Origin of the sequence: Aeromicrobium sp. 636 (genome assembly GCF_024433585.1) — a bacterium.
Lineage (GTDB): Bacteria > Actinomycetota > Actinomycetes > Propionibacteriales > Nocardioidaceae > Aeromicrobium > Aeromicrobium senzhongii.
Map to the genome: position 1 here is coordinate 177,245 of NZ_WNJU01000001.1, position 26,754 is coordinate 203,998.

At 70.6% G+C, this 26,754-nt stretch carries 21 protein-coding genes; 12 read left to right on the top strand and 9 right to left on the bottom strand.

Translation table 11 applies throughout. The features are described from left to right. Positions 1 to 66 precede the first annotated feature (66 nt). The 3 genes from GL325_RS00870 to GL325_RS00880 all read right to left on the bottom strand — a co-directional run bounded on the left by GL325_RS00870 (position 67) and on the right by GL325_RS00880 (position 4,553). Positions 67 to 2,157, bottom strand: coding sequence for a hypothetical protein (locus tag GL325_RS00870; RefSeq protein WP_187768318.1), 2,091 nt, complete (start codon positions 2,155 to 2,157; stop codon positions 67 to 69). A gap of 17 nt (positions 2,158 to 2,174) precedes the next feature. Then, on the bottom strand, positions 2,175 to 2,930 hold the full coding sequence (locus GL325_RS00875; protein ID WP_187768319.1) for a hypothetical protein: 756 nt from the start codon (positions 2,928 to 2,930) through the stop codon (positions 2,175 to 2,177). Between the two features lie 135 nt (positions 2,931 to 3,065). Beyond that, entirely contained in the window at positions 3,066 to 4,553 is a 1,488-nt protein-coding gene (locus tag GL325_RS00880; RefSeq protein ID WP_187768320.1) for a hypothetical protein, read from the bottom strand. 298 nt (positions 4,554 to 4,851) lie between these two features. Between GL325_RS00880 and GL325_RS00885 the strand changes: the two genes are divergently transcribed. From GL325_RS00885 to GL325_RS00920, 8 genes are all read left to right on the top strand, one after another. After that, on the top strand, positions 4,852 to 5,397 hold the full coding sequence (locus tag GL325_RS00885) for a hypothetical protein (protein WP_187768321.1): 546 nt from the start codon (positions 4,852 to 4,854) through the stop codon (positions 5,395 to 5,397). Positions 5,398 to 5,441: 44 nt separating this feature from the next. Further along, the gene (locus tag GL325_RS00890; RefSeq protein ID WP_187768322.1) at positions 5,442 to 6,134 is read left to right on the top strand and encodes a YcnI family protein; all 693 of its coding nucleotides are present in this window, start codon (positions 5,442 to 5,444) and stop codon (positions 6,132 to 6,134) included. Next, positions 6,131 to 7,783 carry a copper resistance protein CopC gene (locus tag GL325_RS00895; protein ID WP_187768323.1) on the top strand — a complete coding sequence of 551 codons (1,653 nt, stop codon included), beginning with the start codon at positions 6,131 to 6,133 and terminating at the stop codon, positions 7,781 to 7,783. The genes GL325_RS00890 and GL325_RS00895 overlap by 4 nt, the downstream gene beginning before the upstream one ends. Then, positions 7,780 to 8,364 (top strand): hypothetical protein, encoded by a 585-nt coding sequence (locus GL325_RS00900; RefSeq protein ID WP_187768324.1) that lies wholly within the window; start codon positions 7,780 to 7,782, stop codon positions 8,362 to 8,364. Before GL325_RS00895 ends, GL325_RS00900 begins: the two co-directional genes overlap by 4 nt. A gap of 90 nt (positions 8,365 to 8,454) precedes the next feature. Beyond that, a complete protein-coding gene (locus tag GL325_RS00905) occupies positions 8,455 to 9,426 on the top strand; it encodes a DUF4192 domain-containing protein (protein WP_187768325.1) in 972 nt (323 codons plus the stop codon). A 19-nt stretch (positions 9,427 to 9,445) separates the two neighbouring features. Further along, positions 9,446 to 10,921: a glutamate-cysteine ligase family protein gene (locus tag GL325_RS00910; RefSeq protein ID WP_187768326.1), complete on the top strand. Its 1,476-nt coding sequence runs from the start codon at positions 9,446 to 9,448 to the stop codon at positions 10,919 to 10,921. Positions 10,922 to 11,022: 101 nt separating this feature from the next. Next, on the top strand, positions 11,023 to 12,354 hold the full coding sequence (locus GL325_RS00915; RefSeq protein WP_187411392.1) for an RNA polymerase sigma factor: 1,332 nt from the start codon (positions 11,023 to 11,025) through the stop codon (positions 12,352 to 12,354). Positions 12,355 to 12,522: 168 nt separating this feature from the next. Then, the gene (locus GL325_RS00920) at positions 12,523 to 13,980 is read left to right on the top strand and encodes a phospholipase D-like domain-containing protein (RefSeq protein WP_187768327.1); all 1,458 of its coding nucleotides are present in this window, start codon (positions 12,523 to 12,525) and stop codon (positions 13,978 to 13,980) included. A 115-nt stretch (positions 13,981 to 14,095) separates the two neighbouring features. Here the strand turns inward: GL325_RS00920 and GL325_RS00925 are convergent, their stop codons facing one another. After that, complete coding sequence (locus tag GL325_RS00925; RefSeq protein ID WP_154594831.1) at positions 14,096 to 14,293, bottom strand: hypothetical protein; 198 nt, start codon at positions 14,291 to 14,293, stop codon at positions 14,096 to 14,098. Between the two features lie 128 nt (positions 14,294 to 14,421). Here GL325_RS00925 and GL325_RS00930 point away from each other — a divergent pair, with 128 nt between their 5' ends. Beyond that, a complete protein-coding gene (locus GL325_RS00930; protein WP_222865748.1) occupies positions 14,422 to 16,512 on the top strand; it encodes a type IIA DNA topoisomerase subunit B in 2,091 nt (696 codons plus the stop codon). 67 nt (positions 16,513 to 16,579) lie between these two features. Here the strand turns inward: GL325_RS00930 and GL325_RS00935 are convergent, their stop codons facing one another. From GL325_RS00935 to GL325_RS00955, 5 genes are all read right to left on the bottom strand, one after another. Continuing rightward, positions 16,580 to 16,849: a hypothetical protein gene (locus tag GL325_RS00935; RefSeq protein WP_154594832.1), complete on the bottom strand. Its 270-nt coding sequence runs from the start codon at positions 16,847 to 16,849 to the stop codon at positions 16,580 to 16,582. Between the two features lie 83 nt (positions 16,850 to 16,932). Continuing rightward, positions 16,933 to 17,427 carry a carbonic anhydrase gene (locus GL325_RS00940; protein WP_154594833.1) on the bottom strand — a complete coding sequence of 165 codons (495 nt, stop codon included), beginning with the start codon at positions 17,425 to 17,427 and terminating at the stop codon, positions 16,933 to 16,935. Then, positions 17,424 to 19,130, bottom strand: a complete 1,707-nt coding sequence (locus GL325_RS00945) for an MFS transporter (protein ID WP_187768328.1) — start codon at positions 19,128 to 19,130, stop codon at positions 17,424 to 17,426. The genes GL325_RS00940 and GL325_RS00945 overlap by 4 nt, the downstream gene beginning before the upstream one ends. Positions 19,131 to 19,140: 10 nt before the next feature. Continuing rightward, on the bottom strand, positions 19,141 to 19,827 hold the full coding sequence (locus GL325_RS00950) for an LppX_LprAFG lipoprotein (RefSeq protein ID WP_187768329.1): 687 nt from the start codon (positions 19,825 to 19,827) through the stop codon (positions 19,141 to 19,143). A gap of 5 nt (positions 19,828 to 19,832) precedes the next feature. Next, entirely contained in the window at positions 19,833 to 22,310 is a 2,478-nt protein-coding gene (locus GL325_RS00955; protein WP_154594836.1) for a DNA topoisomerase (ATP-hydrolyzing) subunit A, read from the bottom strand. Between the two features lie 61 nt (positions 22,311 to 22,371). Here GL325_RS00955 and GL325_RS00960 point away from each other — a divergent pair, with 61 nt between their 5' ends. The 3 genes from GL325_RS00960 to GL325_RS00970 are packed head-to-tail and all read left to right on the top strand — an operon-like array spanning position 22,372 to position 26,752. Then, on the top strand, positions 22,372 to 25,092 hold the full coding sequence (locus GL325_RS00960; protein ID WP_255467019.1) for a bifunctional GNAT family N-acetyltransferase/acetate--CoA ligase family protein: 2,721 nt from the start codon (positions 22,372 to 22,374) through the stop codon (positions 25,090 to 25,092). Next, a complete protein-coding gene (locus GL325_RS00965; protein WP_187411390.1) occupies positions 25,089 to 25,664 on the top strand; it encodes a DUF5998 family protein in 576 nt (191 codons plus the stop codon). The genes GL325_RS00960 and GL325_RS00965 overlap by 4 nt, the downstream gene beginning before the upstream one ends. Further along, positions 25,661 to 26,752 carry an alkaline phosphatase family protein gene (locus tag GL325_RS00970; protein ID WP_187768330.1) on the top strand — a complete coding sequence of 364 codons (1,092 nt, stop codon included), beginning with the start codon at positions 25,661 to 25,663 and terminating at the stop codon, positions 26,750 to 26,752. Before GL325_RS00965 ends, GL325_RS00970 begins: the two co-directional genes overlap by 4 nt. The last annotated feature ends 2 nt before the right edge of the window (positions 26,753 to 26,754 follow it).

Consider the following 26,754-nt stretch of genomic DNA (forward strand, 5'->3'; position numbering starts at 1 on the left):
CGTGGGAGAGGGGGACCGGGGCGCCGCCCGAGCAGGTGGCGCCCCGGTCCGTGGATCAGCGCAGGGTCACTTCTTGACCTTGTACTTCACCGTCGTGCTGGCGGCCTTCACCGTGCTGCTGCCCGCGTAGGACACCTTCACCGTGTAGGTCTTCACCTTCTTCGGGGCCGTCCACGTCAGGTTCGCCTTGCCGCCCTTGAGCGTCAGCGTGCGGACCTTGCCGTTGACCGTCACCTTGACCTTGCCCGAGACGGGCTTGCCACCGACGGTCACCGCGACGACGACCTTGTTCTTCTTGCCCGGCTTCACCCTCGTCTTCGACAGCTTGACCGTGAGCTTCGACGCCTTCTTGACGACCGGTGCGGGCGTCGGGCGGGTCGTCGGAGCCGTGGTGGGCGCCGTCGTCGGGGCGGTGGTCGGCGCCGTCGTCGGCTCCTCGGTGGGAACCGTCGTCGGTGGAGTGCCCCACACGACCGGCTCGGACTCCGCCACGTTCGTGGGGAACCCGGCAGCCGAGGCGTTGACCTTGACCGTGATCGACGCGTTCATGTCGGCCTCGGTCAGGGTGTAGTCCTGACCGGTCGACACGGCCTCACCGTTGCGGAACCAGGTGAAGGCGTACGTCAGTCGCTGAGCGGCGCTGCGCCACGTGCCGGTGCTGGCCGTCAGGGTCTTGCCGACCGCCGGCACGACCGCGGCGGTGCCGTCGGCCTTGTCGCTGATCTTCGGCGCGACCGTGTTCTCCGGCGTGCACGGCTTGGTCACCGCGTTGACCGAGGAGAACGGGCCGTTGATGCACTTGCGGGCATCCTTCACGGTCGGCTTCTGGGCGAAGAAGTCACGCGGCACCAGCTGGAACTTCTGCCAGTGGATCGGCATCGGCGACTGGTCCTCGTCCTTGTCCGTGTGGTGGAACCCGACGTTGACCCACGCGACCGGATCGGTCAGCTCGTGCGTGTCGTTCTTGACGTAGTCCAAGATGCTCTGGTTCGGGCAGCCCGCGTTGAGGTTGTCCGAGCCGTACTCCTCGCACGAGCGGTAGTTCGTGAACGTCACCGACGGCGACCAGTCCGGCATCAACAGGTTCGACGTGTTGTTGTTCACGATCTCGTAGGAACGGGCGTGACCGTCCTTGTTCTTGCTGTTCGGGTTCAGGACGCGCCACCAGCTCAACTGGTCGTGGTCCTCGTTCTCGACCGACGAGAACGCCGAGCTCTTGACCGTTCCGGTGCCCTCGACGATGGGCGCGCGCACGCCGGCACCGGGACTGCTGAAGTCCCACTGCTCGACGGTCTGCTTCTCACCCTTGTCGATGCCGAAGTCGACCTTGTACATGGCGTTGTGCCAGTGCGAGCCCGCGTAGGACTGGATCTCCTTGGTGGTGGTCTCGCCCCCGGCCGTGGTCGTCACGGTCGACTTGCCCGACAGCGGCCACCCCGTCTTCGGGTTGTTGCCGAAGAACTGGTTCGCGCTGTCGGAGGCCCAGCCCGGGGCGATGTCGCCCGTGGCGCCGAGCCCGACCTCGATCTGGCCGTGGTCGTCGAACACGACCCGCTGCTGGTACTCGTACCAGCTGATCTTGGAGATCGACGAGACCGCGAGAGCCGTGCCCTGGTCGGCGTACAGCGTGCCGCCGCCGATCTGGGTCTCCTGCGCGTGGGTCATGAGCCCCGTCGGGTCCTCCTGCACGCAGATGCCCGGGATGGTCCGCTCGACCAGACGGCCGCTGTACGTGAACGACTGGTCCACGTCGAGCGCCTCGCCCGTGCACACCTCGGGGCCCTGCGACTGCAGGTACTGCTTGCCGAAACCGTAGGAGGTGATGTCGTTGTACTGGACGTGACCGGTGTCGTACGGCACGTTCAGCTGGGCGATGTTGAGCTGGTCCAGGACCCGCTTGTACCCGGCGTACTCGTACTCGCCGGTGGCGGGCTTGAACTCGATCTGCTCGAGGATGAGGCCCTTGATCGGGTGGATGCGCGCACACATCCGCCAGCTGGAGCCGTTCTCGAGCTTCTTGGTGACGAGGCTGTCGGCACACGCCAGCGGCGTGTCCTCGGCGGCGCTCGCCGCCGAGGGCTGGGCCGAGATCAGCCCCGCCGTCATCAGTGCGGTCGCGCCGGCGGCGACGATCCGCGTCAGTGTCTTCTTGCGCATCGGACTTCTCTCCCTGCTCACTGGGTGCGGACGATCTTCTGGGTGGACAGGTTCACGACGAAGTCGAAGGTGTTGAGGTACACCCCGGATGCGGTCGAGACCATGAGCTGGGCGCATCGGTCGGCGCCGCACTCCTTGCCCTTGCTCGTGGTCTTGTCGTAGACCCATGCGCCGGCGACGTAGTCGACCTGGTCGGGATCGATGAGCGGGACGCCCATGTTCTCCTCGAACTCGGCCTTGAAGGCCAGGTCGGCGTCGGACTCGACCGCGAGCTTCATCGCCAGGTCGGCCTCGGTGGACGAGGTCGGCGGCTGGGCCTTGGTGGACTTGGTGGAGTCGATGACCTTGCCGGCGGCGAGGTCGACGATCTGGTCGTAGGCCACGTCGTGCGTGTAGTCGTAGAGGGCGACGACGGCCTTGCGGCCGCTGAGCTCCTCACCGACGTCGGGCAGGTCCGCGTAGAGGAACTCCGGCCCGGGCTTGCCGCGGACGTCGGTGGCGTCCGAGGGGACGCTGGCGTCGGTGGAGGCCACGTGGATGGCATAGCCCGTCTCCTCGGCCGAGAGCGCCGAGCGGCTCTCTCCGAGCTTGGGCTTCTTGGTGGGCAGTTCGCCATCGCCGACGACGGTGAACTTCGTGCTGGTGCCGGAGTCGGTGCCGCTGACGTCCTGCTGGGCCATGACGTAGGTCGTGGCGGCAGCGGTCAGTCCGAGGGCGAGGGCAGCGACGGCGACTCTGCGTGTCCTCCAGGGCACGCGCTGTGACGCATTCACATGGTCTCCTTGTGGGGCTGGAAGTGATCGGCGCCGGAGGGACCGGAACCGTCGGGACCGGGTGGGGAGCCGGTCCCTCGGCCGACCGACAGGGGCGGCGGGCCGAGGTCTGGGTGGGCGGCGGACCGCCGGGCATCAGCGCACGGTGGCCTTCTTCGAGGTCGAGGCGCGGGTGGTCGAGGCGTCGCCGGCATAGACGACGCGGACGGTGGCCCGGCCCTTGCGCAGGCCCGTGACGGTGATCGTGCGCATGCCCTTCTTCACGGTCGTGCGCTTGACCTTGGTCTTGCCGCCGGCCTTCACGGTGATCGTCACGCGGCCGGTCCGGGCGCCCGCGGAGGTGACCTTCGTGGTGATCTTCAGTCGCCCCTTGGCCGGCGACTTGGTGGTGACGCGGAGCCGGGCGGTGGCCTTCGCGACGGTCCGGCCGGCGCTCGTGGCGCTGGTGGTTCCGGCGGTGTTGGTCGCGGTCACGACCACGGCGATCCGTGCCCGGGCGTCCGAGGCCGTGAGCCGGTACGAGCGAGCGGTGGCCCGGGGGATGGTCGTGCCGTTGCGGGTCCAGCGGTAGGTGTGGGAGGCCGACGAGCTCCAGGAGCCCGTGCTCGCGGTGACGGTGCTGCCGACGCGCATGGTGCCCGAGACGATGGGCGGGACCGTGTTGACCGGTGCGCTCGGCACCGGGGCCGGGGTCGCGATCGGTCCGAACACGTCCGACTCGGCGACGGCCGACGTCCAGCCCGACTTCGTCGCGACGGCGCGCACGCGCAGTCCGGAGCCGATGTCGTCGGTCGTGGTGCGATAGGTCGGTCCGCTGCCCACGACGACGTCCCCGCGCAGCCACTGCAGCGTGACGGCGGCGTCCGAGGGCGTCCAAGTGCCGCTCGTGGCGGTCAGCACGGAGCCCGCGACGACGGACCCGGTCACGGAGGGCTTCGTGGAGTTCGCGACGGCCGGGACCGACGGCGTGCCGCCCGTCACCGCGGCGGTGGGTGCGCTGGTGGCCGACTCCTGGGCGCCCTGGACGGTGGCGATGACCCGGACCGAGACGGCGTGCCCCGAGTCGGCGTCACGCAGGCGGTAGGTGGAGGCCGTCGCGCCCTCGATCCGGGCGCCGCCCCGCAGCCACTGGTAGCTGAAGTCCACGCCCAGGGTGGGGAACCACGTGCCGCGGGCGGCCGAGAGGGTCGAGCCCACCGCCGGGGTGCCGGTGATCGTCGGCCGGACGATGTTCTCGCTGATCTGGGTCAGGTACGCGTCGGCGACGAAGGTCTGACCGGCCGCGAGGGTGATGGGGGTGGCGTGGTCCTGGTCGGGCTGGTTGTCGTACCACTCCTGGACGGCCTCGTTCTGGTTCTCGAACCAGATGACGTACGCGCCGGGCTCGACGCCGCGGAACTCGTACGCGCCGGCGGACGAGTTGGTCACGGTGGACTTCACGAACTCGCCGTTGGTCTTGTAGAGCGAGACGTCGAGGCTGGGGGCGATCACGTGGCCGGTCTCGAGGACCGTGCCCCGGATCACGCCGGTGGCCTCCGCGTGTGCAGCCGCGGAGGGCAGCGCCAGGGCGGTCGCGGCCACTGCTGCGGCCGTGAGGTGGGACAGGACTCGGGTGACAGTCATCGGGGAAGTTCCTTCGGCGGGGGAGTCGATTCGGCCCTCAATCTGGATGCGGTGCGTTTCGCGTGGCGGTCGCCGCGGGAACCGGTGGGTTACGAGAACGACCCGGCTGTGAAGGTGTCGCGACGGTGAATGAGACACCGAATGGGAATCTCCCGTCATTGCAGTCGTCGCCGGGGCGGGCCGCGGCAGCGCCCGTCACGGGGGTCCGACGTCGTGACGCACGGGGGTCGGTGACGACCGTGTAAACATCTCGTCACCGCTGCCGGAGTCCGGTCAGGCAGGTCGTACGCTGACGTCCGTGCCAGCCCCCGGAGCCCCGATCGCGCGCCTCGTGCGCGCCGGTGCGGTGAGCCTGTGGGCGACTCTCATGGCCGTCGCCGCCCACGTGGCGGGCAGCGGTGAGGCCCCGTCGGTCGTGGCCCTCCTCCCGGTCGTCGCGGCCGGTGCCGGGCTCGCGTGGTGGGCCGCCGGCCGCCGGATCGGCTTCACCGGGGCGCTCGTCCTGCTGGCGCTGCCCCAGCTCGGGGTCCACGTGGTGTCCGGGTACGTGCACGGCCACGCGATCGTGCCGTCGACGCCGGCGATGCTCGCCGCCCACGCCGCAGGTCTCGTGGTGGTGGCCGCCGGGATCGCGGTGGCCGAGCGGCTCTGGTGGTCGTGGTGGGCGCGGGTCTCGTTCGTCCTGCGTCCCGTGCACCGGTCCCGCCGGCCGGTGGCGGCCCCGGTGCCGCCCCGTGCGGCCGGGCCCGTCCGGCACGTCGACCTGCTCGACCACGTCCTCGTGCGACGCGGCCCGCCCTTCTCCCGGGTCGACCTCGCCCCGGTCGCCGGCACCTGCCGGTGACCCAGTCCCGCCCGTCCGGGCGGTCCCGAACCAGGAGAAGAACCATGTCCTTTGCCCAGCACGCTGCCCGCACGGCGGCGCTCACCCTCGGCTCCTCCGCCCTCGTCGTCGTCGCGGCGGGTGCCGCCTCGGCCCACGTGTCGGTCACCCCGTCGTCGACCGCGGCCGGGTCGTACGCCGTGCTGACCTTCTCCGTCGGTCACGGGTGCGGGACCTCGCCGACGACCAAGCTCGCCGTCCAGGTGCCCGAGGAGGTCCTCTCGGTCACCCCGACGGTGAACCCGAACTGGACCGTCGAGAAGAAGATGGCCAAGCTCGAGTCGCCGTCCTCGGACAGCCACGGCGCCGAGCAGTCCGAGCGGGTCGCCGAGGTCGTCTACACGGCGAAGACCCCGTTGGCCGACGGGATGCGCGACACGATCTCGTTGCAGCTGCCGTTGCCCGAGAAGGAGGGCGAGAAGCTCGTCTTCCCGGTCATCCAGACCTGCGAGGAGGGCGAGACCGCGTGGACCCAGACCTACGAGGAGGGCCAGGACGAGCCCGAGTCGCCGGCTCCCTTCGTCGTGACGACCGAGGCCGAGGGACACGGACACGGCCACGGTGCGGCGAAGGCCGAGGACGAGCCCGCTGAGGCGGGAACCGGCTCGGACGCGCTGGGCTGGAGTGGTGTCGTGCTCGGTGCGCTCGGACTCGTCGCCGGTGGCACCGCCCTGGCTCGGACGCGGAGCCGCGGGTGACCCTGCCCGCTCCTGCCCGGAGGACACGGCTCACCGCCGTGCTCTCCGGGCTGCTCCTGCTCGTCGTGATGTGGCCCGCCGCGGCGTTCGGCCACGCCTCGCCGATCGGGAGCACCCCCGCCGACGGTCAGGTGCTGACCTCGCCGCCGGACCAGATGACCGTGACGTTCACGGAGCCCGTGACGCTCGGCGGCACGGGAAACGCGGTGCTGGACGCCACGGGCGAGCCGTCACCGGCGACGTTCTCGGTCAGTGGGCGGGTGCTGACGATCCGTCCCGAGCAGCCGTTGCCGCGGGGGAGCCACGTCGTGACCTGGCGCGTGGTGTCGGCGGACTCCCACCCCGTGACGGGCGGGTTCACGTTCGCGGTCGGTGAGGCCACCCCCGGCGCGATCGGGGTCCCGGACTCCCAGGCCGAGCGCGAGCTGTCCGTCGTGCGGACCACGGTCGACGCGCTGCGGTACGCCGGTGTCCTGGGCCTCGCCGGGCTCGTCGTCTTCTCCCTGTTCATCGTCCCCTCGGCCGTGCGCCGGCAGCCGCTGGTCGCGCGCCGCACCCGCGGCGCGACGTACGGCTTCGCCGGGCTCGCCGTCGTCTCGACGCTCCTGCTCGCACCCCTGACGGCCACGTGGGAGTCCGGTCGGACCCTCGCGTCGGCGTGGGGTGTGGACGCATGGCGTGACGGGCTCACCTCGGCGGCGGGCGTCGCGGTGCTCGTCGTGGTTCTCGGCGCCGCCCTCGCCGTGGCGGGACGGCGACGTCGTCCCGTCGTCGCGGCGGTCGGCGTGGCGCTGGCCGTCGCGTCCCTGCTGCCGGTGGGCCACACCCGCAGCTACGGCCCGGCCTCGCTCGTGCTGGCCGCCGACCTGGTGCATGTGAGCGCCGCCGCGCTCTGGTGGGGCGGGCTCGTCGGCCTGGCCATCGTCCTGGCTGCCGGCTCGGCGCTGAGGGTGGCGGACCGCGCCACCGCGATCGCGCGGTTCTCGGCGGTCGCCGGACTCGTGCTGGTGGCCCTGGCGGCCGCCGGGATCGTCCTGTACTGGCGGATCGCGGACTCGCTGCCCGCGCTCTGGCAGACCGGCTACGGCCGAGCCGTGCTGGTGAAGGCTCTGCTGCTCGTGCCCGTCGTCGCCGTGGCCGCGTGGAACCGCTTCGTCCTGGTGCGTCGACTGACCGGGCGCGAGGCGGGGGCCGCGACCGCGCTGCTGCGACGCACCGTGACCTTCGAGCTGATCGTCGTCGCCGGCGTGCTGGTCGCCACGGGAGTGCTCGTGGGTCAGACCCCTCCGCCTCGGGCCGACACCGTGGTCACCGGTGTCCCGACCGTGCAGCGCCTCGAGCTCGACCTGGACGACGCCCACCGGGTGACCGTCGTGGTCTCCCCGGCGCGGCGCGGCACCAATGCGATCCAGGTCTCCCTGACCGACCGTGAGGGCGCGGCGGTCGACGTCCCGGACGCCCCTCGCCTGCAACTGGGGCTCGAGGAGGCGGGGGTGGGTGCGCTGAACCGGACCCTGACCAGGACGCGGGCGGGACACTGGCAGGCCACCGCCGACCTCCCGCTCGCCGGTGCGTGGCGCGTGTCCGTCGCGGTGCGAATCGATCGATTCGAGGAGCCCGTCGTCTCCGGAGAGGTGCAGATCCCATGAGGACCCGCAGCGGGCGTCGACTCGCGGGCGCCCTGGTCGCCCTGCCCTTCGTGCTGGTGGCCGGCGCGTCGCCGGCAGCCGCGGACGTGACCGTCGACGCGGTGGTGCCGCAGGGGGACGGGACCGTCGCCCTCGTCGTCGCCGTCGCGCCGGGGTGCGGCGATGCCGACACCACCGGGCTGACGCTGGAGGTCCCTGAGGGGTCCGCGGTGGTCAGTGCGACCGCGCCCGACGGCTGGACCGGTGTCCTGGACGGTCGGCGCGTGGACTTCGCCGGAGGCGCGTTGCCCGCGGGACAGGTGGCCGAGTTCCTCCTCACGGCGCGGATCGGCGCGCCGGCGGGGGAGCGGGTCACGCTCATGGCCGAGCAGCGATGCGACGACGGGACGAGCGACACCCGGTCCACGCCGGGGTTCACAACCTCCGCCGAGACCGTCGACCCGGCCATGACGGTGAGCGTCCCGCAGGAGGTCCCGGCCGGGGCGGACGGCCGTCAGGTCGCGGTGGCGGTCGTGGGATTCGCGGCCCTGGTGGGTGCGGCCGTCGCCGTGGCGGGCCCACGACGCGGTCGGGCCGGCTGACGGTCCACAGCGTCGAGCTCCGTCGGGAGCCCGTCCACAACCGGGTGCCGGCGGGTTCTGCCGGGCGCCCCTGAGCACGAGGCTCAGGGCATGAACGACGACGAGATGTTCCGGGTCGACTCCTTCGACGACCTCCTGAACGCCCTGCCCACCCTGTTCGGCTTCGTGCCGCGCGAGTGCGTGATCGGCCTGTCGGTGTCCGGGCCGACGTGCCGGTTCGGGTTCCGCCTGCGACACGACCTGCCGCCGCGCGGCCGCGAGAAGGCCGTGGCGGCGGGGCTCGCCGAGCACCTCGTCCGCCATGGACGGGAGGGCTTCTTCCTGATCGCGCTGTCCGCCGACGCCGAGCGCGCGCGCATCATGGTCACGGCCCTGCGCGACGCCCTGCCGGTCGGACGCTCCTGGTTGGTGCTCTGGGCCGACGAGGACCGCGTGTGGTCCGCGGTGCCGGGGCACCCCGAGGAGGGAGTGGCCTACGCCCTCGACCGTCATCACGAGGCGATCGTGCGCGCCGTCGCGCAGGGCCAGGTGATCCTGGCGGACCGGTCCGAGCTCGCGAACGAGGTGGCGCCACCTGCGGAGCAGGACGAGGAACGACTCGACCGGACCCACGACGTCGCCCTCGAACGCTTCCTCGAGCGCGCGACGACGACCGATCCGGCCCGCTTCCTCACGGCCGAGCGGGCGCGCGTCGCTCACCTCGTCGAACGTGCCCTCGGTGGCGCTGATCTGGCGGAGGAGGACCTGGTCGAGCTCGCGGTCCTGACGTCGTCGATGAACGTGCGGGACGCCGTCTGGCCGGGGATCGGGCGGGACAACGCACGCGGCATGCACCGCCTCTGGGCGGCGGTCTCACGGGTCGCGTCACCGGACTTCGCCCCGGCCCCGTTGTGCCTCACGGGATTCGCCGCCTGGCAGATGGGCGACGGCGCGCGGGCCCTCGTCGCCCTGGACCGGGCGCTGCGTCTGGAGCCCCGCTACCGGATGGGTCTGTTGCTGCAGGACGTGCTCGAGGCCGGCGTCCATCCTGACCGGTGGTCTCAGGCTGATGTGACGGCCTGATCCGTCCTAGGGTGTCTGCATGGGACAAGACGTCGAAGCCCGGGAGTTCACCGGCGAGGACCGCGCACGCTACCGCGCGAAGGTGCGCCGGAACCTCGATGTCCTGGCCGCGATGCTGGGCCAGCAGGACTTCTCCGTGCCCGATCCGCACGTCGGCATCGAGATCGAGTTCAACCTGGTCGACGAGGTCGGCGACCCCGCGCTGCGGAACTCCGAGACGCTCGACGTGATCGCGGCCGAGGACTTCCAGACCGAGCTGGGCCAGTTCAACGTCGAGATCAACGTGCCGCCGTCGCCGGTCGCCGGTCGGGGTCTGGCCGCCATGTCCGACCGGATGCGCGACGACCTCAACACGGCGCAGGACAAGGCCCGCGGCATCGGCACGGAGATGCTGATGATCGGCATCCTGCCCACCCTGGACTCGCGGCATCTCACGCGCGAGGCGATCTCGACCAACCCGCGGTACCACCTGCTGTCCGACCAGATCCTGACCGCGCGCGGTGAGGACATCCACATCGTCATCAACGGCGTCCAGCGGTTGCGGACGACGATCGACACGATCATCGCCGAGGCGGCGTGCACCAGCACGCAGCTGCACCTGCAGGTCGAGCCCGACGAGTTCGCGCCGACCTGGAACGCGGCCCAGGCGATCGCCGGCGTACAGATCGCGGTGGGCGCCAACTCGCCGTTCTTCCTGGGCAAGCGGCTGTGGCACGAGACGCGCATCGCTCTGTTCGAGCAGGCCACCGACACGCGCACGGCCGAGTTGAAGGCCCAGGGCGTCCGCCCGCGGGTGTGGTTCGGCGAGCGCTGGATCACCTCCGTGTTCGACCTGTTCGAGGAGAACTCGCGGTACTTCCCGGCCCTGCTGCCGATCGTCGAGGACGAGGACCCCGTGGCCGAGGTCGAGGCCGGCCGGATCCCGATCCTGCCCGAGCTGCGCCTGCACAACGGCACCATCTGGCGCTGGAACCGGCCGATCTACGACGTCGTCGACGGCAAGCCGCACCTGCGGGTCGAGAACCGGCTGCTGCCGGCCGGTCCGACCGTCAAGGACACGGTCGCGAACGCCGCGCTGTTCTACGGGCTGGTGACGGCACTGACCGAGCAGGAGCGGCCGGTGTGGAGCCAATTGCCGTTCAAGGCCGCCGAGCAGGGCTTCCACGAGGCCGCCGTCGCCGGCATCGAGGCCGAGGCGTTCTGGCCCGGAGTCGGCACGGTCCCGGTGCGTGAGCTCGTCCTGGAACACCTGCTGCCGCTGGCCCACGTGGGACTCGAGAAGCGCGGCGTCGACGGGGCCGTGATCGACGAGTTCCTCCAGATCATCGAGCGACGCTGCGTCACCGGGCGCAACGGCTCGACCTGGATGATCGAGCAGTTCGACCGCCTGCACCGACGTGGCTCGGACGTCGCCGACTCGATGCGCGCGCTGACCAGGCGTTACGCCGAGCACATGGGCGAGGGCGAACCCGTGCACTCCTGGCCCGTCGGGTGACCGATTCGGAGCCGTGTGGGGGGTCGTGGCAGACTGGTGCCAGAGGTTGACCGCAGGCCTCATTGTCATGCCCGAAACGACGTTGTGAGGTTGATGTCCCGGTGACTCGTGCCGCCCAGACCGCAAAGGCAGCGACCGCGAAGAAGGCGCCCGCGAAGGCGGCCAAGAAGGCCCCCGGCGCCGCAGGCGACGACGACGCGGGCTCCGTGGTGAAGAAGGCGGCGGCCAAGAAGGCCCCCGCGAAGAAGGCCCCGGCCAAGAAGGCGCCCGCCAAGAAGGCTGCTGCCAAGAAGCTCTCCGAGGAGGTCGTGCTCGGCGATGCGATCGACCTGGCCGACGTGCTGGAGAAGCCCGCCCCGGCGGTGGACGCCGACGGCAAGAAGGTGCTCCCCGACATCGCCGACGAGGTGTTCGAGAAGGACCTCGCGTCCGACCCGACGATCAAGGCCGACGAGGAAGCCAGCTTCACGCTCTCCAGCGCCGACGACACCGACGAGCCCGCGGTCCAGGTGACCGTCGCCGGCGCGACGGCCGACCCGGTCAAGGACTACCTGAAGCTGATCGGCAAGGTCGCCCTGCTGACCGCCGCCGAGGAGGTCGAGCTGGCCAAGCGCATCGAGGCGGGCCTGTTCGCCGAGGAGAAGCTGGCCAAGTCCAAGCGCGTAAACGACAAGCTCCGCGAGGAGCTCGAGTGGATCATCGTCGACGGCCGCCGCGCCAAGAACCACCTGCTCGAGGCCAACCTGCGACTCGTCGTCTCGCTGGCCAAGCGCTACACCGGTCGCGGCATGCTGTTCCTGGACCTGATCCAGGAGGGCAACCTCGGTCTGATCCGCGCGGTCGAGAAGTTCGACTACACCAAGGGCTTCAAGTTCTCGACGTACGCCACGTGGTGGATCCGTCAGGCCATCACGCGCGCCATGGCCGACCAGGCCCGCACCATCCGCATCCCGGTGCACATGGTCGAGGTCATCAACAAGCTGGCCCGTGTCCAGCGTCAGATGCTGCAGGACCTCGGTCGCGAGCCCACCCCCGAGGAACTGGCCATCGAGCTGGACATGACGCCCGAGAAGGTCGTCGAGGTCCAGAAGTACGGCCGTGAGCCGATCAGCCTCCACACGCCGCTGGGCGAGGACGGCGACAGCGAGTTCGGCGACCTCATCGAGGACTCCGAGGCGATCGTCCCGGCCGACGCCGTGTCGTTCACCCTGCTGCAGGAGCAGCTGCACGCGGTCCTGGACACGCTCAGCGAGCGCGAGTCCGGTGTCGTGTCGATGCGTTTCGGCCTGACCGACGGTCAGCCCAAGACGCTCGACGAGATCGGCAAGGTCTACGGCGTCACGCGTGAGCGCATCCGCCAGATCGAGTCCAAGACGATGAGCAAGCTGCGTCACCCGTCGCGCTCGCAGGTGCTGCGCGACTACCTGGACTGAGTCGAGTCAGATCCGACCGAGCCGGCCCGCGACCTCATGGTCGCGGGCCGGCTTCGTCGTCGGGGTGGTCGTGTCGCCGCACCGGCCGATGCCGTGGTGCCCGAGGGCCCCGTCAGGATGGGTTAGTCTGGGGCGACCGTTTCGTTGTCTTCTCGGGGGAGTTCCTCAGTGTCCGTCAGTCACCGGCTTCGACTTGCGGGTGTCGCCGCTGTCGGCGCACTCGTCCTGCCGCTCGTGGCCACCAGCTCGACCTTCGGTGTCGACGAGCCCGCGGTCGCCGAGCAGGCCCCGGCGGTCGTCCCCCAGGCCGAGGCCGCCCAACCGCAGGCCGCTGCGCCGCAGGCCGTGGCGCCCGCCGCCGCTGCTGCGACCGATCGGCGCCCCTTCGGTGCCGCCTACCCGGTCGAGGTCGAGCCCAACTTCTCGCGCCCGTACTTCGACAAGGGCGGTTCCAACCGCGACTACTCGCTGCTGAACGACCTCGAGCGCCTGATCCGTGGGTCGTACCAGACCCCCGACGGCAAGATGAAGTCCAAGAGCCAGCGCCGCGCGACGTCGGTGTACGCCGCGAACTCCCGCATGGAGGACTCGGTCCGGGTCGGCCGTGAGCTGGTCAAGGCCGCCAAGGCCGGCGTGAAGGTGCGCTTCATCCACCCGAACGCGCACCAGTCGCCCGCGTCGAACAAGCTGAGGAAGCAGCTCAACGCCACCAAGTACGGCAAGTTCAAGACCTGCTCCAACGGCAAGTCCATGGCCTGCCTCTCGCGAGTCAACGGGGCGCTCATGCACTCCAAGATCGTCATGGTCAGCGACACCTACACCCGCAGCGGCAAGCGCGCCCGGGGTGTCGTGTGGACCGGCTCGAGCAACTTCGGTGGCCGCAGCGCCGAGCGCACGTACAACAACGGCACGACCGTCTACAACGACAAGAAGCTGTGGTACCAGATGAGCGCAGTCTGGAACGACATGTGGGCCAAGCGCAAGATCGGCAAGGACTACGGCCGCTACATCGCCAAGCGCAACAGCCGCTACGGCTACAAGACCGCGACCCGCGACGGGTACACGAGCGCCTTCGCGCGCCGCGGCGTCCTGTACTCGAACCTGTCCAACTACACCGTCCACGTGTCCCCGCTGCGGGCCACGCCCACGAACGGTCGCGATCCCATCCTCAACGTGCTGAACCGTGTCGTCCCGGACGAGCAGTGCCGCATCCGCGTGATGGAGAACCGCTTCAAGTACCGCCGCATCGCGCTGGCGTACAAGCTCGCCGCGCTGAACAACGGCGGCTGCCGCGTCTCGGTGGTCGGGTTCAAGGACGACAACAAGAAGAACTACCTCGAGCACTGCCGTCAGGTGCTGCGCGTGTGCAAGCCGATCCTCATCGACGCCAAGATGACGCCGAACCGGCTGAACCCCGAGGAGCGGCTGCCGAACGGCCGCGCCTGGCCCAAGGGCGGCTCGCGGGTCAAGATGACGGTCGCCGGCTCGGCCAACCTGACCGGCTCGAACCTGGTCGCCAGCGACGAGATCACCACGATCACGTCCGACGCGGACGTCTACGACGCCTACGTCGAGCACTGGCGCTCGGTCACGCAGACGAAGGCCTACGGCGCGTTCAAGTACTGAGCCCGCACGTCCTGGGCCCGCCAACGGCAACGGCTCGCGGTACGCGCCCCGAGAGGGGATGCGCGCCGCGAGCCGTTCTCGTTGCTCGGGGTCTTCGGGCCGGGCCCGACCGGACTCAGACCGACAGGCGGTCGCTCTCGTCGCGGTAGGACACGGCGATCTCACGCAGCCGCTCCTCGTGCTGACGGCCGTGGTGGGCACAGAACATCAGGTCGGTGCCGGCAGAGAGCTCGACGCGGACAAAGGCCTGCGCGCCGCAACGGTCGCAGCGGTCGGCGGTGGTGAGGGCGGGGAACTCGGCAGTGGCGTTCACGGTGTCCTCGTTTCGTCGGGGGGAGATGGGTCGAACTACACCATGAATACTCTCTCACCGAGCCAAATCCGCACGAACACGCGGGGGCCGCGTGTCACGTCCCGATCCGATGGGTGCGGGTCGATACGGTGGCAGGTGGGGAACCTGATCAGGAGGAACAGGACATTTCGACTTACGACGCACGCAATCTGCTCGTCCTCGAGGGACTCGAAGCGGTGCGCAAGCGGCCCGGCATGTACATCGGCTCGACCGACACGCGTGGGCTCATGCACTGCCTGTGGGAGATCATCGACAACTCCGTCGACGAAGCGCTCGGTGGCCACGGCTCGCACATCGGCGTCATCCTGTACGCCGACGGGTCCGTCGAGGTCCGTGACGACGGCCGTGGCGTCCCGGTCGACATCGAGCCCAAGACCGGCCTGACCGGCGTCGAGGTCGTCTACACCAAACTGCACGCCGGCGGAAAGTTCGGCGGCGGGTCCTACAACGCCACCGGCGGCCTGCACGGCGTGGGTGCCTCGGTCGTCAACGCGCTGTCCGAGCGCCTCGACGTCGAGGTCGACAAGGGCGGCGCCACGTGGGCCATGTCGTTCCGTCGCGGCACGCCGGGCGTCTTCGCCGGTGACGGCGCCGACGCGGACTTCACCCCCGACAACACGCTGCGCAAGATCGGCAAGGTCGCCAAGTCGCGCACCGGCACCCGCGTGCGCTACTGGGCCGACCCGCAGATCTTCATCAAGGGCGCCAAGTTCTCGTACGAGGACCTGGTCGGCCGCGCCCGTCAGACGTCCTTCCTCGTGCCGGGCCTGCGCATCGTCATCCGCGACGAGCGGGGCGAGGAGCCGCGCGAGGAGGAGTTCTTCCACGAGGGCGGCATCTCGGAGTTCTGCGACTTCCTGGCGCCCGACGCGCCGGTCTGCGACGTCCTGCGGATCCAGGGCGAGGACACCTTCGTCGAGACGGTCCCCGTGCTGGACACGAAGGGTCACATGACCCCGCAGGACGTCGAGCGCACCCTGGGCGTCGACATCGCGCTGCGGTGGGGCACCGACTACGACACGGTCATGAAGTCGTTCGTCAACATCATCGCGACGCCTAAGGGCGGCACGCACGTCTCGGGGTTCGAGCGCGGCATCACCAAGACCTTCAACGAGGTGCTCCGCAACACCCGGCTGCTCAAGAACGGCGACCCGGACGTCACGAAGGAGGACGTGCTCGAGGGCCTCACCGCCGTCGTCACCGTCAACCTGGCCGAGCCGCAGTTCGAGGGGCAGACGAAGGAGGTGCTGGGCACCCCGGCGGTCACGCGCATCGTGAACAAGATCGTCACCCGCGAGCTGAGCGCCTTCCTCACGTCCACCAAGGCGGCGCAGAAGGCCAAGGCCCGTCAGGTGCTGGAGAAGGTCGTCGGCGCCTCGCGCACGCGGCTGGCAGCGCGCCAGCAACGCGACGCCCAGCGACGCAAGAACGCCCTCGAGTCCAGCGCGCTGCCGGCGAAGCTCGCCGACTGCCGCAGCACCGACATCGAGCGTTCCGAGCTGTTCATCGTGGAGGGCGACTCGGCCCTCGGCACCGCGAAGTCGGCGCGTGACGCCGAGTTCCAGGCGCTGCTGCCGATCCGGGGCAAGATCCTCAACGTCCAGAAGGCCAGCATCGGCGACATGCTCAAGAACGCCGAGTGCTCGTCGATCATCCAGGTGGTCGGTGCGGGCTCGGGACGCACGTTCGACCTCGATGCCGCCCGCTACGGTCGCATCATCTTCATGGCCGACGCCGACTCCGATGGCGCCCACATCCGCTGCCTGCTGGCGACGTTGTTCTTCCGCTACATGCGCCCCATGGTCGAGGCCGGCCGCGTCTACACGGCCGTGCCGCCGCTGCACCGGATCGAGCTGGTCTCGCCCAAGAAGGGCCAGGACAAGTACATCTACACGTACTCCGACGCCGAGCTGCAGCGCACGCTGGCCCAGCTGAAGAAGCGCAACGTCCGCTGGAAGGACGCGCCCCAGCGCTACAAGGGCCTCGGCGAGATGGACGCCGACCAGCTGGCCGAGACCACGATGGACCCGCGCCACCGGACGTTGCGGCGGCTCACCGTCGACGACGCCGAGGACTCGGCCGCCGTCTTCGAGCTGCTCATGGGCAACGAGGTGCCGCCGCGCAAGGAGTTCATCATCCAGGGTGCGTACGAGATCGACAGCGAGCTGATCGACGCCTGACCCGGCCGTTCGCCACGGCGCGACAGAGCCCCCGTACGTCCGACGTACGGGGGCTCTGTCGCGCAGGTCAGGGGTTGAAGGTCAGGTACACGTCGTAGACGGCGACCGCCTCGCCCTTGGCGTTCTTCTTGGTCTTGCCCGTGTTCACGCTCTTGTAGTCAAAGCCGTCGTGGCTGCGCTTGAAGGCGGCGGCGTTGCCCGGCGTCGCACCGGGAACCTTCGCCCACTTGCCGGGATGGTCCTTCAGCGCCTCGATGACCTCGGGCGTGTAGATCCTCGAACCACGACCGCGACCGACGGTGCTCGCGGGGACCTCGTCGACGAACTCCAGTGCCATGCGCCTGCCTTCCTCGAAAGCTCTGTGATGCACGACACTAGCGGAGGCGGGGCTCGTGAGGGCGGCCCTGAAGTCCCGCCGTCTCAGTCGACCGGTGTCATCAGCCCGGAGTCGACGTCGTAGATGAATCCGCCGACGCTGACCGAGTCGGGGACGAGCGGGTGACTGCGCACCCGGTTGACGTCGGCACGAACGGTGGACTCCTGGTCCTCGATGACGCCGATGGTCATCCAGGAGGCGTCGGTGCCGCTCTTGGCGCCGATCTTCTCCTTGACGTCCGCCTCGGTGGACGTGGCCATGGCGCAGCGGGTGTGCTCCATGACGACGACGCGCTCGACCTTGAGCAGCGAGACGCCCAGGACGATCGCCACGAGCACTTGGTCGGTCACGCGACCGCCGGGATTGCGCAGGATCTTGGCATCGCCGGGCTGGAGGCCGATCACGGCCAGCGGGTCGATCCGCGAGTCCATGCACGTCACCATGAGGACGCCGGCCCGGGCGATGCCGTCGAAGCCTCCCTCATGGGTCTGGGAGTAGCGGCGGTTCGCCTCGAGAAGATCGTCGAAAGTGCTCGTCATGAGGAGAAAATATCGCGTCGACGCAGCAACAGCAGGGCGAGGGCCGCCGCGATGAAGGCGGCGACGGCCGCGCCGGTGAAGACGGCCTGCAATTGCGCGATCCCGGCGTCGCGCATCGCCCCGGTGTAGGCCCCGCACGCGGTCGACTCACCGTCGCACAGGCTCTCGACCGAGGGGATCTTGGCGACCGCGCCGCGGAAGGTGCGCAGCCCGATGGTGGTCAGTGCCGAGATGCCGATCAGCATCCCGACCATGCGAGCGACGACGAGCAGGGCGCTGGCCAGTCCGTGCACGTCGGCAGCGGTGTGCTCGAGCAGTGCGGCGTTCACCGGCGCGAGCGCCAGGCCGAAGCCGAAGCCACACGCGGCCAGCACGACGGTGGACGAGAAGGACTCCAGCGACTGCGCGTCCCACGAGCCCATCACCAGGAAGCAGGCGCCCGACAGGGTGAGGGCGGCGGCGGTCAGGGGACCGGCGGGCACGTGGCGCAACAGCCAACCGCCCAGCACGGCGCCGACCGGGAGGGCGACCAGGAACCGCACGAGCACCAGCGCGGCTTCGAGCTGATCGTCCGGGGCGATCGTGAGGCGGGCGAAGAACGGGATGTCGACCAAGGCGGCGATCAGGGCGGCGCCGACGAAGAACGAGACGGCGATCGACCCCCACGCGGGCGTCGCCGTGAGGGAGCCGCGCGGGATGAGCGGGTTCGCGGCGCGCCGGCCGCGCCACACGAACGCGGCCAGGGCGAGTGCGGCGATCGGCAGCAGCACGACGGCGTCGTCGGCCAGCACGGCCTGCTCGGGCTCGGCACTCGCGAAGGTCACGATGACGGCGCCGAGCGCCACCGTCAGGGCCGCGGCGCCCCACAGGTCGGTCTCGCGCGCGATCTCGCCCCAGCCGCGCCAGGCGAGCAGCGGACGCGCCGCGGTGGCCTGCCGCACGACGAACGCGAGCAGGAACGCGTAGCCGGCGAGCGCCAGGGGAGTGAGCCAGCGCGAGTCGCCGGTGACCGGCAGGAACGCCAGGCCGCTGGTCACGCCGGTGGTGAGCAACTCCGGTTCCATCATCACCAGCAGCAGACAGACCGACGCGATCCCGACCAGGATCAGCCCCCAGAGGTCGAACCCCCGCGTGCGCTCCGCCGGCCGGTGACGCAGCATCGCCGCGGCGATGGCCAGCCCGACGGCGGCGTTGAGCCAGAAGATGTCGTGCCACGTGCCGAACGCGAGGATCGCAGCGCCCCACAGCGGGCCGACGACGCTGCCCAGCTCCTGGACGGCGCCGATGATGCCCAGCGGCATCCCGCGGCGCTCGGCCGGCCAGGTGTCGGCGATCAGGGCCAGCGTGGGCGGGATCAGCCCGCCGCCGCCGATGCCCTGGATCAACCGGCCCAGCACGATGGTGGGGAGGTCGTACCCGGCGGCCGTGATGACCGATCCGATCGCGAAGACCACGAGGCAGCCGGTCAGCACCGGGACGCGTCCGCGCAGGTCCGAGACGCGCCCGATCAACGGCAGCACCGCGACGTACCCCAGCAGGAAGCCCGAGATGATGGGCGCGGCGCGCTGCAGCTCGGCGACCGTGAGGCCGGCGGCCGTCATCATGTCCGGCAGGGCCAGCACGACGACGTACGTGTCGGCGGCGGCGAAGCCGATCGCGACCGCCGCGAGCGCCAGCAACCCGCGCGACGCGAGCTCCTTCATCGGCACGGGATCAGGGGGCGGTGATGTCGGCGGGCTCGTCGCGCGGCTGCAGCTCCACGGTGTAGGTGACGTCGTCGTCCCCGTAGAACGGGCCGGTGATCTTGGCGTCGTGCAGCTCGTCGTCGTCGGTGAGGCGGTAGACGACGTCGAAGTTCTCGTTCTGGTCGGCCGTCGGGATCAGGGTGGCGATCCGGTCGCCGGGGATGTCGCCCTCGATCTCGGTCAGCACGGTGTCGCCGTCGCGGGACTTGTCGCCGGTCTCGACGTCGGTGGTGACCTTCAGCAGGCCCGCCAGGCCGGAATCGGCGTCGGAGCCGAGCAGGTCGGCGGGGTCGGGCGCGCCCAGGCTCTTCGGGTCGAGCGGGGCCCACACCGGCGAGAAGCCCGTCTTGGCGTAGACCTTGTCGTCGACCGCGATGACCTCGGCGCCGATCGTGGCGCCCCCGGCGACGATCTTGACGTCGCCGCTGAAGGCGGGGGAGTGGTCGCCCACCCCCTTCGCCGAGAGCAGGCCGCGCACGCCGTCGGGCAGCGACGACGTGGCCAGCGAGATGTCCAGGGACTGCGCGTCGGCGAGGGCCTGCGCGGCTGTGTCGAGGCGCTCGGCGGCGTCACCGGAGTCGGCGTCGTCACCCGTGCAGGCGGTCAGCAGCAGCGTGCTGGTCAGCAGTGTGGCGGTCAGCAGTCGTGAGAACACGCTGGTCAGTCTGACACGTTTCTGGCGCCCGGCAGGTCGGACGCGGATGCCGAGACACCGGCGATCGGCTGGGCCACCGGAGTGCCCGACGCGTCGCGCTTCTCGACCACCTCGGGCAGGTCGACAGGCGAGCCGCTCGCGGCCGATGCGACCGGCATGCCGTCGCCGACCCAGGCGAAGACGAGGGCGTCCTCACCTCGGACCAGCCGCTGGCAGCGGACGCCGCCGGTGCCTCGTCCCTTGCCGGGGTAGACCGACAGGGGAGTCACCTTGACCGAGCCGGTCTGGGTGCCCGGCAGGGCCGACGAGCTGCCGGCGACCGTGACCACGTGAGCCGTCTCGATGTCCGAGACGGCACCGAAGGCCACGACGTGGGCGCCCGCGCCGAGCTTGATGCCCGCGACGCCGCCGCCACTGCGGCCCTGGGGGCGCACGACGGAGGCCGGGAAGTGCAGCAGTTGCGCCTCGGACGTGACGAACGCGAGCTCCTCGTCGCCGGTGGTCAGGGGCACGGCGCCGACGACGCGGTCGCCGTCCTCGAGCCGGATGAGCTCCCAGGAGTCGCGGTTCGTCAGGTGGTCGGGCTTGACCCGCTTGACGACACCGGCCCGGGTGCCCATCGCGAGGCCGGGGACGTCCTCGTCGAAGTTCATCAGGGTCAGGGCGTCGCCGTCGAGGCTCAGCAGCTCGGTCAGCGGGAGCCCGCCCTGCAGACGCGGCGAGTCCGCGGTCGGGGGCAGGTTCGGCAGGTCGACGACGTCGAGGCGGTGGACCGTGCCGGCGGAGGTGACGACTCCGACCTGGCCGCGGGCGGTGGCGCGGACGGCCGCCACGACGGTGTCGTGCTTGGCGCGCCGGCCGTGGGTGCCCAGGGGCTCGGCATCGGACGTGCGGGCCACCAGGCCGGTCGAGGAGAGCAGGACCCAGCACGGGTCGTCGGGGACCTCGAGGGAGCCGCCGGCGGCCGCGAGCGCGGGAACGCCGGCCGACTCCAGCAGGACGGTGCGCCGCGGCGTGCCGAACTCCTGGGCCATCTGGGCCAGCTCGTCGCCCACGTGGCCCCGCAGCACCTGCTCGTCGGCCAGGATCGCGTCGAGCTCCTCGATGGTGCGGCGCAGCTCGTCGGCCTCCTTCTCCAGCTCGAGGCGTGAGAAGCGGGTGAGACGGCCCAACTGCAGGTCGAGGATGTAGTCGGCCTGCAGCTCGGACAGGTCGAAGACCGACATGAGCCGCCCGCGCGCCTCGCCGCGGTTGTCCGAGCCGCGGATCAGCTGGATGACCTCGTCGATGTCGAGGATGGCGATCATCAGGCCGTCGACGAGGTGCAGGCGGTCTGCGGCCTTGCCGCGCCGGTAGGTGGTGCGGCGCCGGACGACGTCGATGCGGTGCTCGAGGTAGACCGTCAGCATCTCGCGCAGGCCCAGGGTCCGCGGCTGACCGTCGACGAGGGCGACGTTGTTGATGCCGAACGAGGACTCCAGCGGCGTCTGGCGGTAGAGCTGGGCCAGCAGCGCCTCGGGGACGATGCCGTTCTTGATCTCGATGACCAGCCGCAGGCCGTGCTTGCGGTCGGTGAGGTTCTTGAGGTCCGAGATGCCCTGGATCTTCTTGGCCTGGACCAGCTTCTTGATCGACTCGATGATCTTCTCGGGACCGACGTTGTAGGGCAGCTCGGTGACGATGATGCCCTTCCTGCGCGGCGTCACGTTCTCGACCCGGGTGGTGGCCCGCATCTTGAACGAGCCGTTGCCCGTGGCATAGGCGTCGCGGATGCCGTCGAGTCCGACGATCTTGCCGCCGGTCGGCAGGTCGGGACCGGGGATGAAGCGCATGAGGGCGTCGAGGTCGGCATCGGGGTGGTCGATCAGGTGGCGCAGCGCCTGGACGACCTCGATGAGGTTGTGCGGGGCGATGTTGGTGGCCATGCCGACGGCGATGCCCGAGGCACCGTTGACCAGCAGGTGGGGGATGGCCGCGGGGAGCACCGTGGGCTCCTGCAGCCGGCCGTCGTAGTTGGGCTTGAAGTCGACCGTGTCCTCGTCGAGCGAGGCCGTCATCGCCTCGGCGGAGCGATCCATGCGGATCTCGGTGTAACGCATGGCGGCGGGCGGATCGTCGGGCGAGCCGAAGTTGCCGTGGCCGTCCAGCAGCGGCAACCGCAGCGCCCACGGCTGGACCAGGCGGACCAGTGCGTCGTAGATCGCGCTGTCGCCGTGCGGGTGCAGCTTGCCCATCACCTCGCCCACGGGGCGGGCGCTCTTGACGTGGGGCCGGTCGTGGCGCAGTCCCATCTCGTCCATCGTGTAGAGAATGCGCCGCTGCACGGGCTTGAGCCCGTCCCGTGCGTCGGGCAGGGCCCGGGCGTAGATCACCGAGTACGCGTACTCGAGGAAGCTGGAGCGCATCTCGTCGCCGACGTCGGTGTCGAGGATGTGCTCCTCGAAGTCCGCGGTCTCGGTACCAGATCCAGTCACGCGGGCCATTCTCCCGCGCCGCGTCGCACGGTCGCCACCGACCCGCCGCCCGCGGGGTAGGTTTGTGCTCGTGAGTGGCAGCGAATCAGTGGAGACGACCGTCGTGCCGCACCCCGTCCCCGCGTGGGAGGCCGATGTCCTGCTCAAGGACGGTCGCGTGGCGCAGATCCGTCCGATCGTGCCCGAGGACGCCGCCAAGTTCGTGGCCTTCTACGACCGCGTGTCGGCCGAGTCGAAGTACTTCCGGTTCTTCGCGCCCTACCCGCGCCTGTCCGATCGCGACATCGCGCGCTTCACCACCGTCGACCACCACCAGCGGGTCGCCTTCGTGGTGACCCAGCACGACGACATCATCGCCGTCGGTCGGTACGACGCGGTCTCCGAGGACGAGGCCGAGGTCGCCTTCCTCGTCGAGGACGCGCACCAGGGCCGCGGCATCGGCCAGTTGCTGCTCGAGCACCTCGCCCAGGCCGGACGCGAGCGCGGCTTCACCGAGTTCATCGCCGAGGTGCTGCCCGAGAACGTCCGGATGCTCCAGGTCTTCCGCGAGATGGGCTACACGATCAGCGGCACGCTCGAGGACGGCGTCCAGCGGCTCACGTTCGAGATCAACCCCACCGACTCGGCCCTGGGCGTCATGCGCTCGCGCGAGCAGCGCGCCGAGGCGGCGTCCATCGCCCGCATCTTCGGCGCCCGCAGCGTCGCGGTCGTCGGCGCCAGCCGCCGCCAGGGGTCGATCGGTCAGGCCATGGTCCGCAACCTCGTGCTGGGCGACTACGGCGGAACGGTCTACGCCGTCAACTCCCAGGCCGAGGCCGTCTCGGGCCTCACGGCCTATCCGACCGTCCGGGACATCCCGGGCGAGGTCGAGATCGCGATCGTGGCGGTGCCGGCCGAGCACGTCAACGACGTCGTCCTGGACTGCGCCGCCAAGGGCGTCCACGGGCTCGTCGTGATCTCGGCGGGCTTCGCCGAGGAGGGTGCCGAGGGGCGCGCGCGCCAGCAGGAGCTGCTGCACCTGTGCCGCACCCACGGACTGCGCCTGATCGGCCCGAACTGCCTGGGCATCATCAACACGGCATCCGACGTCCAGTTGAACGCCTCGCTGTCGGCGACCATGCCGCCGCCCGGACGCGCGGGCTTCTTCTGCCAGTCCGGTGCTCTCGGCTCGGCGATCCTCGAGACCGTCGCGGCGCGCGGCCTGGGCCTGTCGACGTTCGTGTCCGCGGGCAACCGCGCCGACGTCTCGGGCAACGACCTCCTGCAGTACTGGCACCAGGACGACAGCACCGACGTCGTGCTGCTCTACCTCGAGTCCATCGGCAACCCGCGCAAGTTCTCGCGGCTCGCCCGGCGGGTGTCGGAGGTCAAGCCGGTCGTGGCCGTGAAGTCGGGCCGCTCGACCCAGGGTGTTCCCGTCGGCCACACCGTGCGCCGCAGTTCGGCGCCGCAGCAGGCCGTCGACGCGATGTTCCGCCAGGCCGGCGTCATCCAGGTCGACAACCTCGACGAGATGTTCGACGTCGCCCAGCTGTTGGCGCACCAGCCGCTGCCGCGTGGCAACCGCATCGCCGTGGTGGGCAACTCCGACGCCGTCGCGCTGATCGTCACCGATGCCGCGAAGTCGCAGGGTCTGCAGGTCGCGCCGCCGATCCCGCTGGGGGCCAACGCCGGCGCGGAGGAGTTCGAGGTCGCCATCGAGGCGGCACTGGCCCGTCCCGACGTCGACGCCCTGGTGGCGGTCTACACGCCCCCGATCACCACCGACAGCGACGCGGTCGCGAACGTGCTGGCGGCCATCGGCGAGCAGTCCGACAAGCCGATCGTCTCGACCTTCCTGGCCAGCAAGGGCATCCCGGTGCTGCTGCGCGTCCCCGATCTCGAGGGTGGCTCGGCCGGCCGCGGCTCGGTGCCGTCCTACGCGGCTCCCGAGGCGGCCGTCAAGGCGCTCGCGCGCGCGGTCAACTACGCCGAGTGGGCGGCCCGCGACCACGGCGAGTACCACGTCGCGGCCGAGCACCGCTCCGGCGACGCCAAGGCGCTCATCCGCGACGTCCTCACCATCGCCCCCCGCGGCGCGGTCCTCTCGACCGAGCAGGTGCACTACCTGCTGTCCTGCTACGGCATCGATCTGTGGACCTGGACCAACGTGCACAGCAAGGAGGAGGCGATCGCCGCCGGTGAGCAGTTGGGCTGGGACGTCGTCCTGAAGGCCGGCAGCGAGCACCTGCGCGCCCGGCCCGACCTCGCGCACGTCTGGCGGGGGATCCACGACGCCGGCGACATGGCGATCGCGTGGGACGAGATGACCACGTGGAGCGGCATCCGCGCCGACACGACCTTCTTCGTGCAGAAGTCGGCTCCCGACGGCGTCCAGGTCGCCTTCCGCGCCACGGAGGACCGCCTGTTCGGCCCGCTGGTCTCGTTCGGCATCGCCGGGGCGCCCAGCGAGCTGCTCGAGGACCGCAGCTACGGCATCCCGCCGCTGACCGACGTCGACGCGCGCTCCATGATCAGCGGCATCCGGGCGGCGCCCCTGCTGTTCGGCTACCAGGGCAGCGAGCAGGTCGACGTGGGTTCGCTCGAGGACATCGTGCTGCGCCTGGCGGCGCTCAAGGACGACCTGCCCGAGGTCGTCTCGCTCGATCTCGAGCCGGTGCTGGTCAACCCCGACGGGTACACCGCCCTGAGTGCTCGCGCGAAGGTCATCCCGTCGTCCGACAGCCGCGGCGACTGGTTCGTCCGGCGCCTGAGCCAGCCCGATGCCGCGGCGGATACGCTGGGTCGGTGACCCAGACCAAGGACCGGACGAAGGACCTGTACGAGTCCATCTCGCGCAGCGGGTACTACCCCGAGATCATCTCCGGCGCGCTCGAGGACGCCCTGGCCGGTGAGCCGGTGGAGTCGTTCGTGGTGCACCACGAGCCCACCTTCGACCGCGAGGAGATCCGCCGGCACATGTCGGTGCTGGTCCTCACGCCCTCCCGCCTCCTGCTGACCCACACCGACGAGCACCCCGGCGACACCCTGCTGCCCAAGCCGTACACCTCCACCTCCGTCGAGGCGGTGCCGCTGTCGCGCGTCACCGGTGTCGTCGTCACCCGCATGGTCTCGACGCAGACCCAGCAGCTCGAGGAGGCCCTGTTGACGGTCTCGTGGGGCGCGGTCTCGCGCGTCGAGCTCGAACCGGCGCGGTGCGACGACCCCGAGTGCGAGGCCGACCACGGGTACGGCGGCACGCTGACCGGCGACGACTTCTCGCTGCGGCTCAGTGCTGCGGCCGAGGGCGGCGCCGCCGTCGTGGGACTGCTCGAGTTCGCCCGGACCCTGACGGCCGCGACGACGGTCACCGCCGCCCGATGACCGCTGCCCGCGCCGGGATCCACGAGATCATGACCTCGGTCGGCGGTGCCCTGGACGTCGCCGGCTTCACCGACGTCCTGGGCCTGCCGAAGGCCGACCGCTACGTGGTGATGGTCGTCGACGGGCTGGGTCTGGACCTGCTCCGTGAGCACGCCGACCTCGCGCCGTTCCTGTCGTCGCTGACGAATGTCGAGGGAGTGCTGGCGGGGATCCCGTCGACCACCTCGGTCAGCCTGACGTCGCTCGGCACGGGTCTGTTGCCCGGGCAGCACGGGATGGCCGGCTACACGTGCCGCATCCCGGGCACGCCGCGATTCCTCAACACCCTGACGTGGGACGACCGTGTCGACCCCGAGCAGTGGCAGCCCCATCCCACGGTCCTGCGCCGGCTGGCCGACGCGGGCGTCGCGGCCACCGTCGTCAACGACTCGAGGTTCGAGCGCAGCGGCCTCACCCGGGTCAGCCAGCGTGGAGTGCCGTTCATCGGTGCCGACCGCTCCTGGGACCGCCTGACGGCGATCGCCGAGGCGGTCGAGCAGGGCGATCGCTCGGTCGTCTACGCGTACGAGTCGGCGGTCGACCACACCGGGCACGGACACGGGGTCGACTCGCCGGAGTGGCGTAAGGCTCTGGCGGAGGTGGACCGCGACGTCGCCGACCTGCGCGAGGCCCTTCCTGCCGACGCGGTCCTGCTGGTGACCGCCGACCACGGCATGGTCGACGTCCCGATGCAGGGGCGATTCGACCTGGTCGACCATCCCGAGTTGCGCGACGACGTGGTGCTGGTCGCCGGCGAGGCCCGCTTCCGCCACGTGCACACCCGTTCGGGTGCCGAGGAGGCCGTCGCGGCACGCTGGCGCGAGGTGCTCGGCGACCGCGTCGAGGTGCGGCTGCGCGACGACGCGCAGGAGTGGTTCGGCCCGTTGGACCCCGCCGTGCGTGGCCGCTTCGGCGACGTCGTCGTCGCGGCGCTGGACGACTTCGCCGTGTTCGCGTCGGACGTGTTCTCGGTCGAGTTGCTGCTGCGTGGCTTCCACGGGTCGATCACCGGCCGCGAACGTCGTATCCCCGTCCTCGTGGCGAGTTGAGG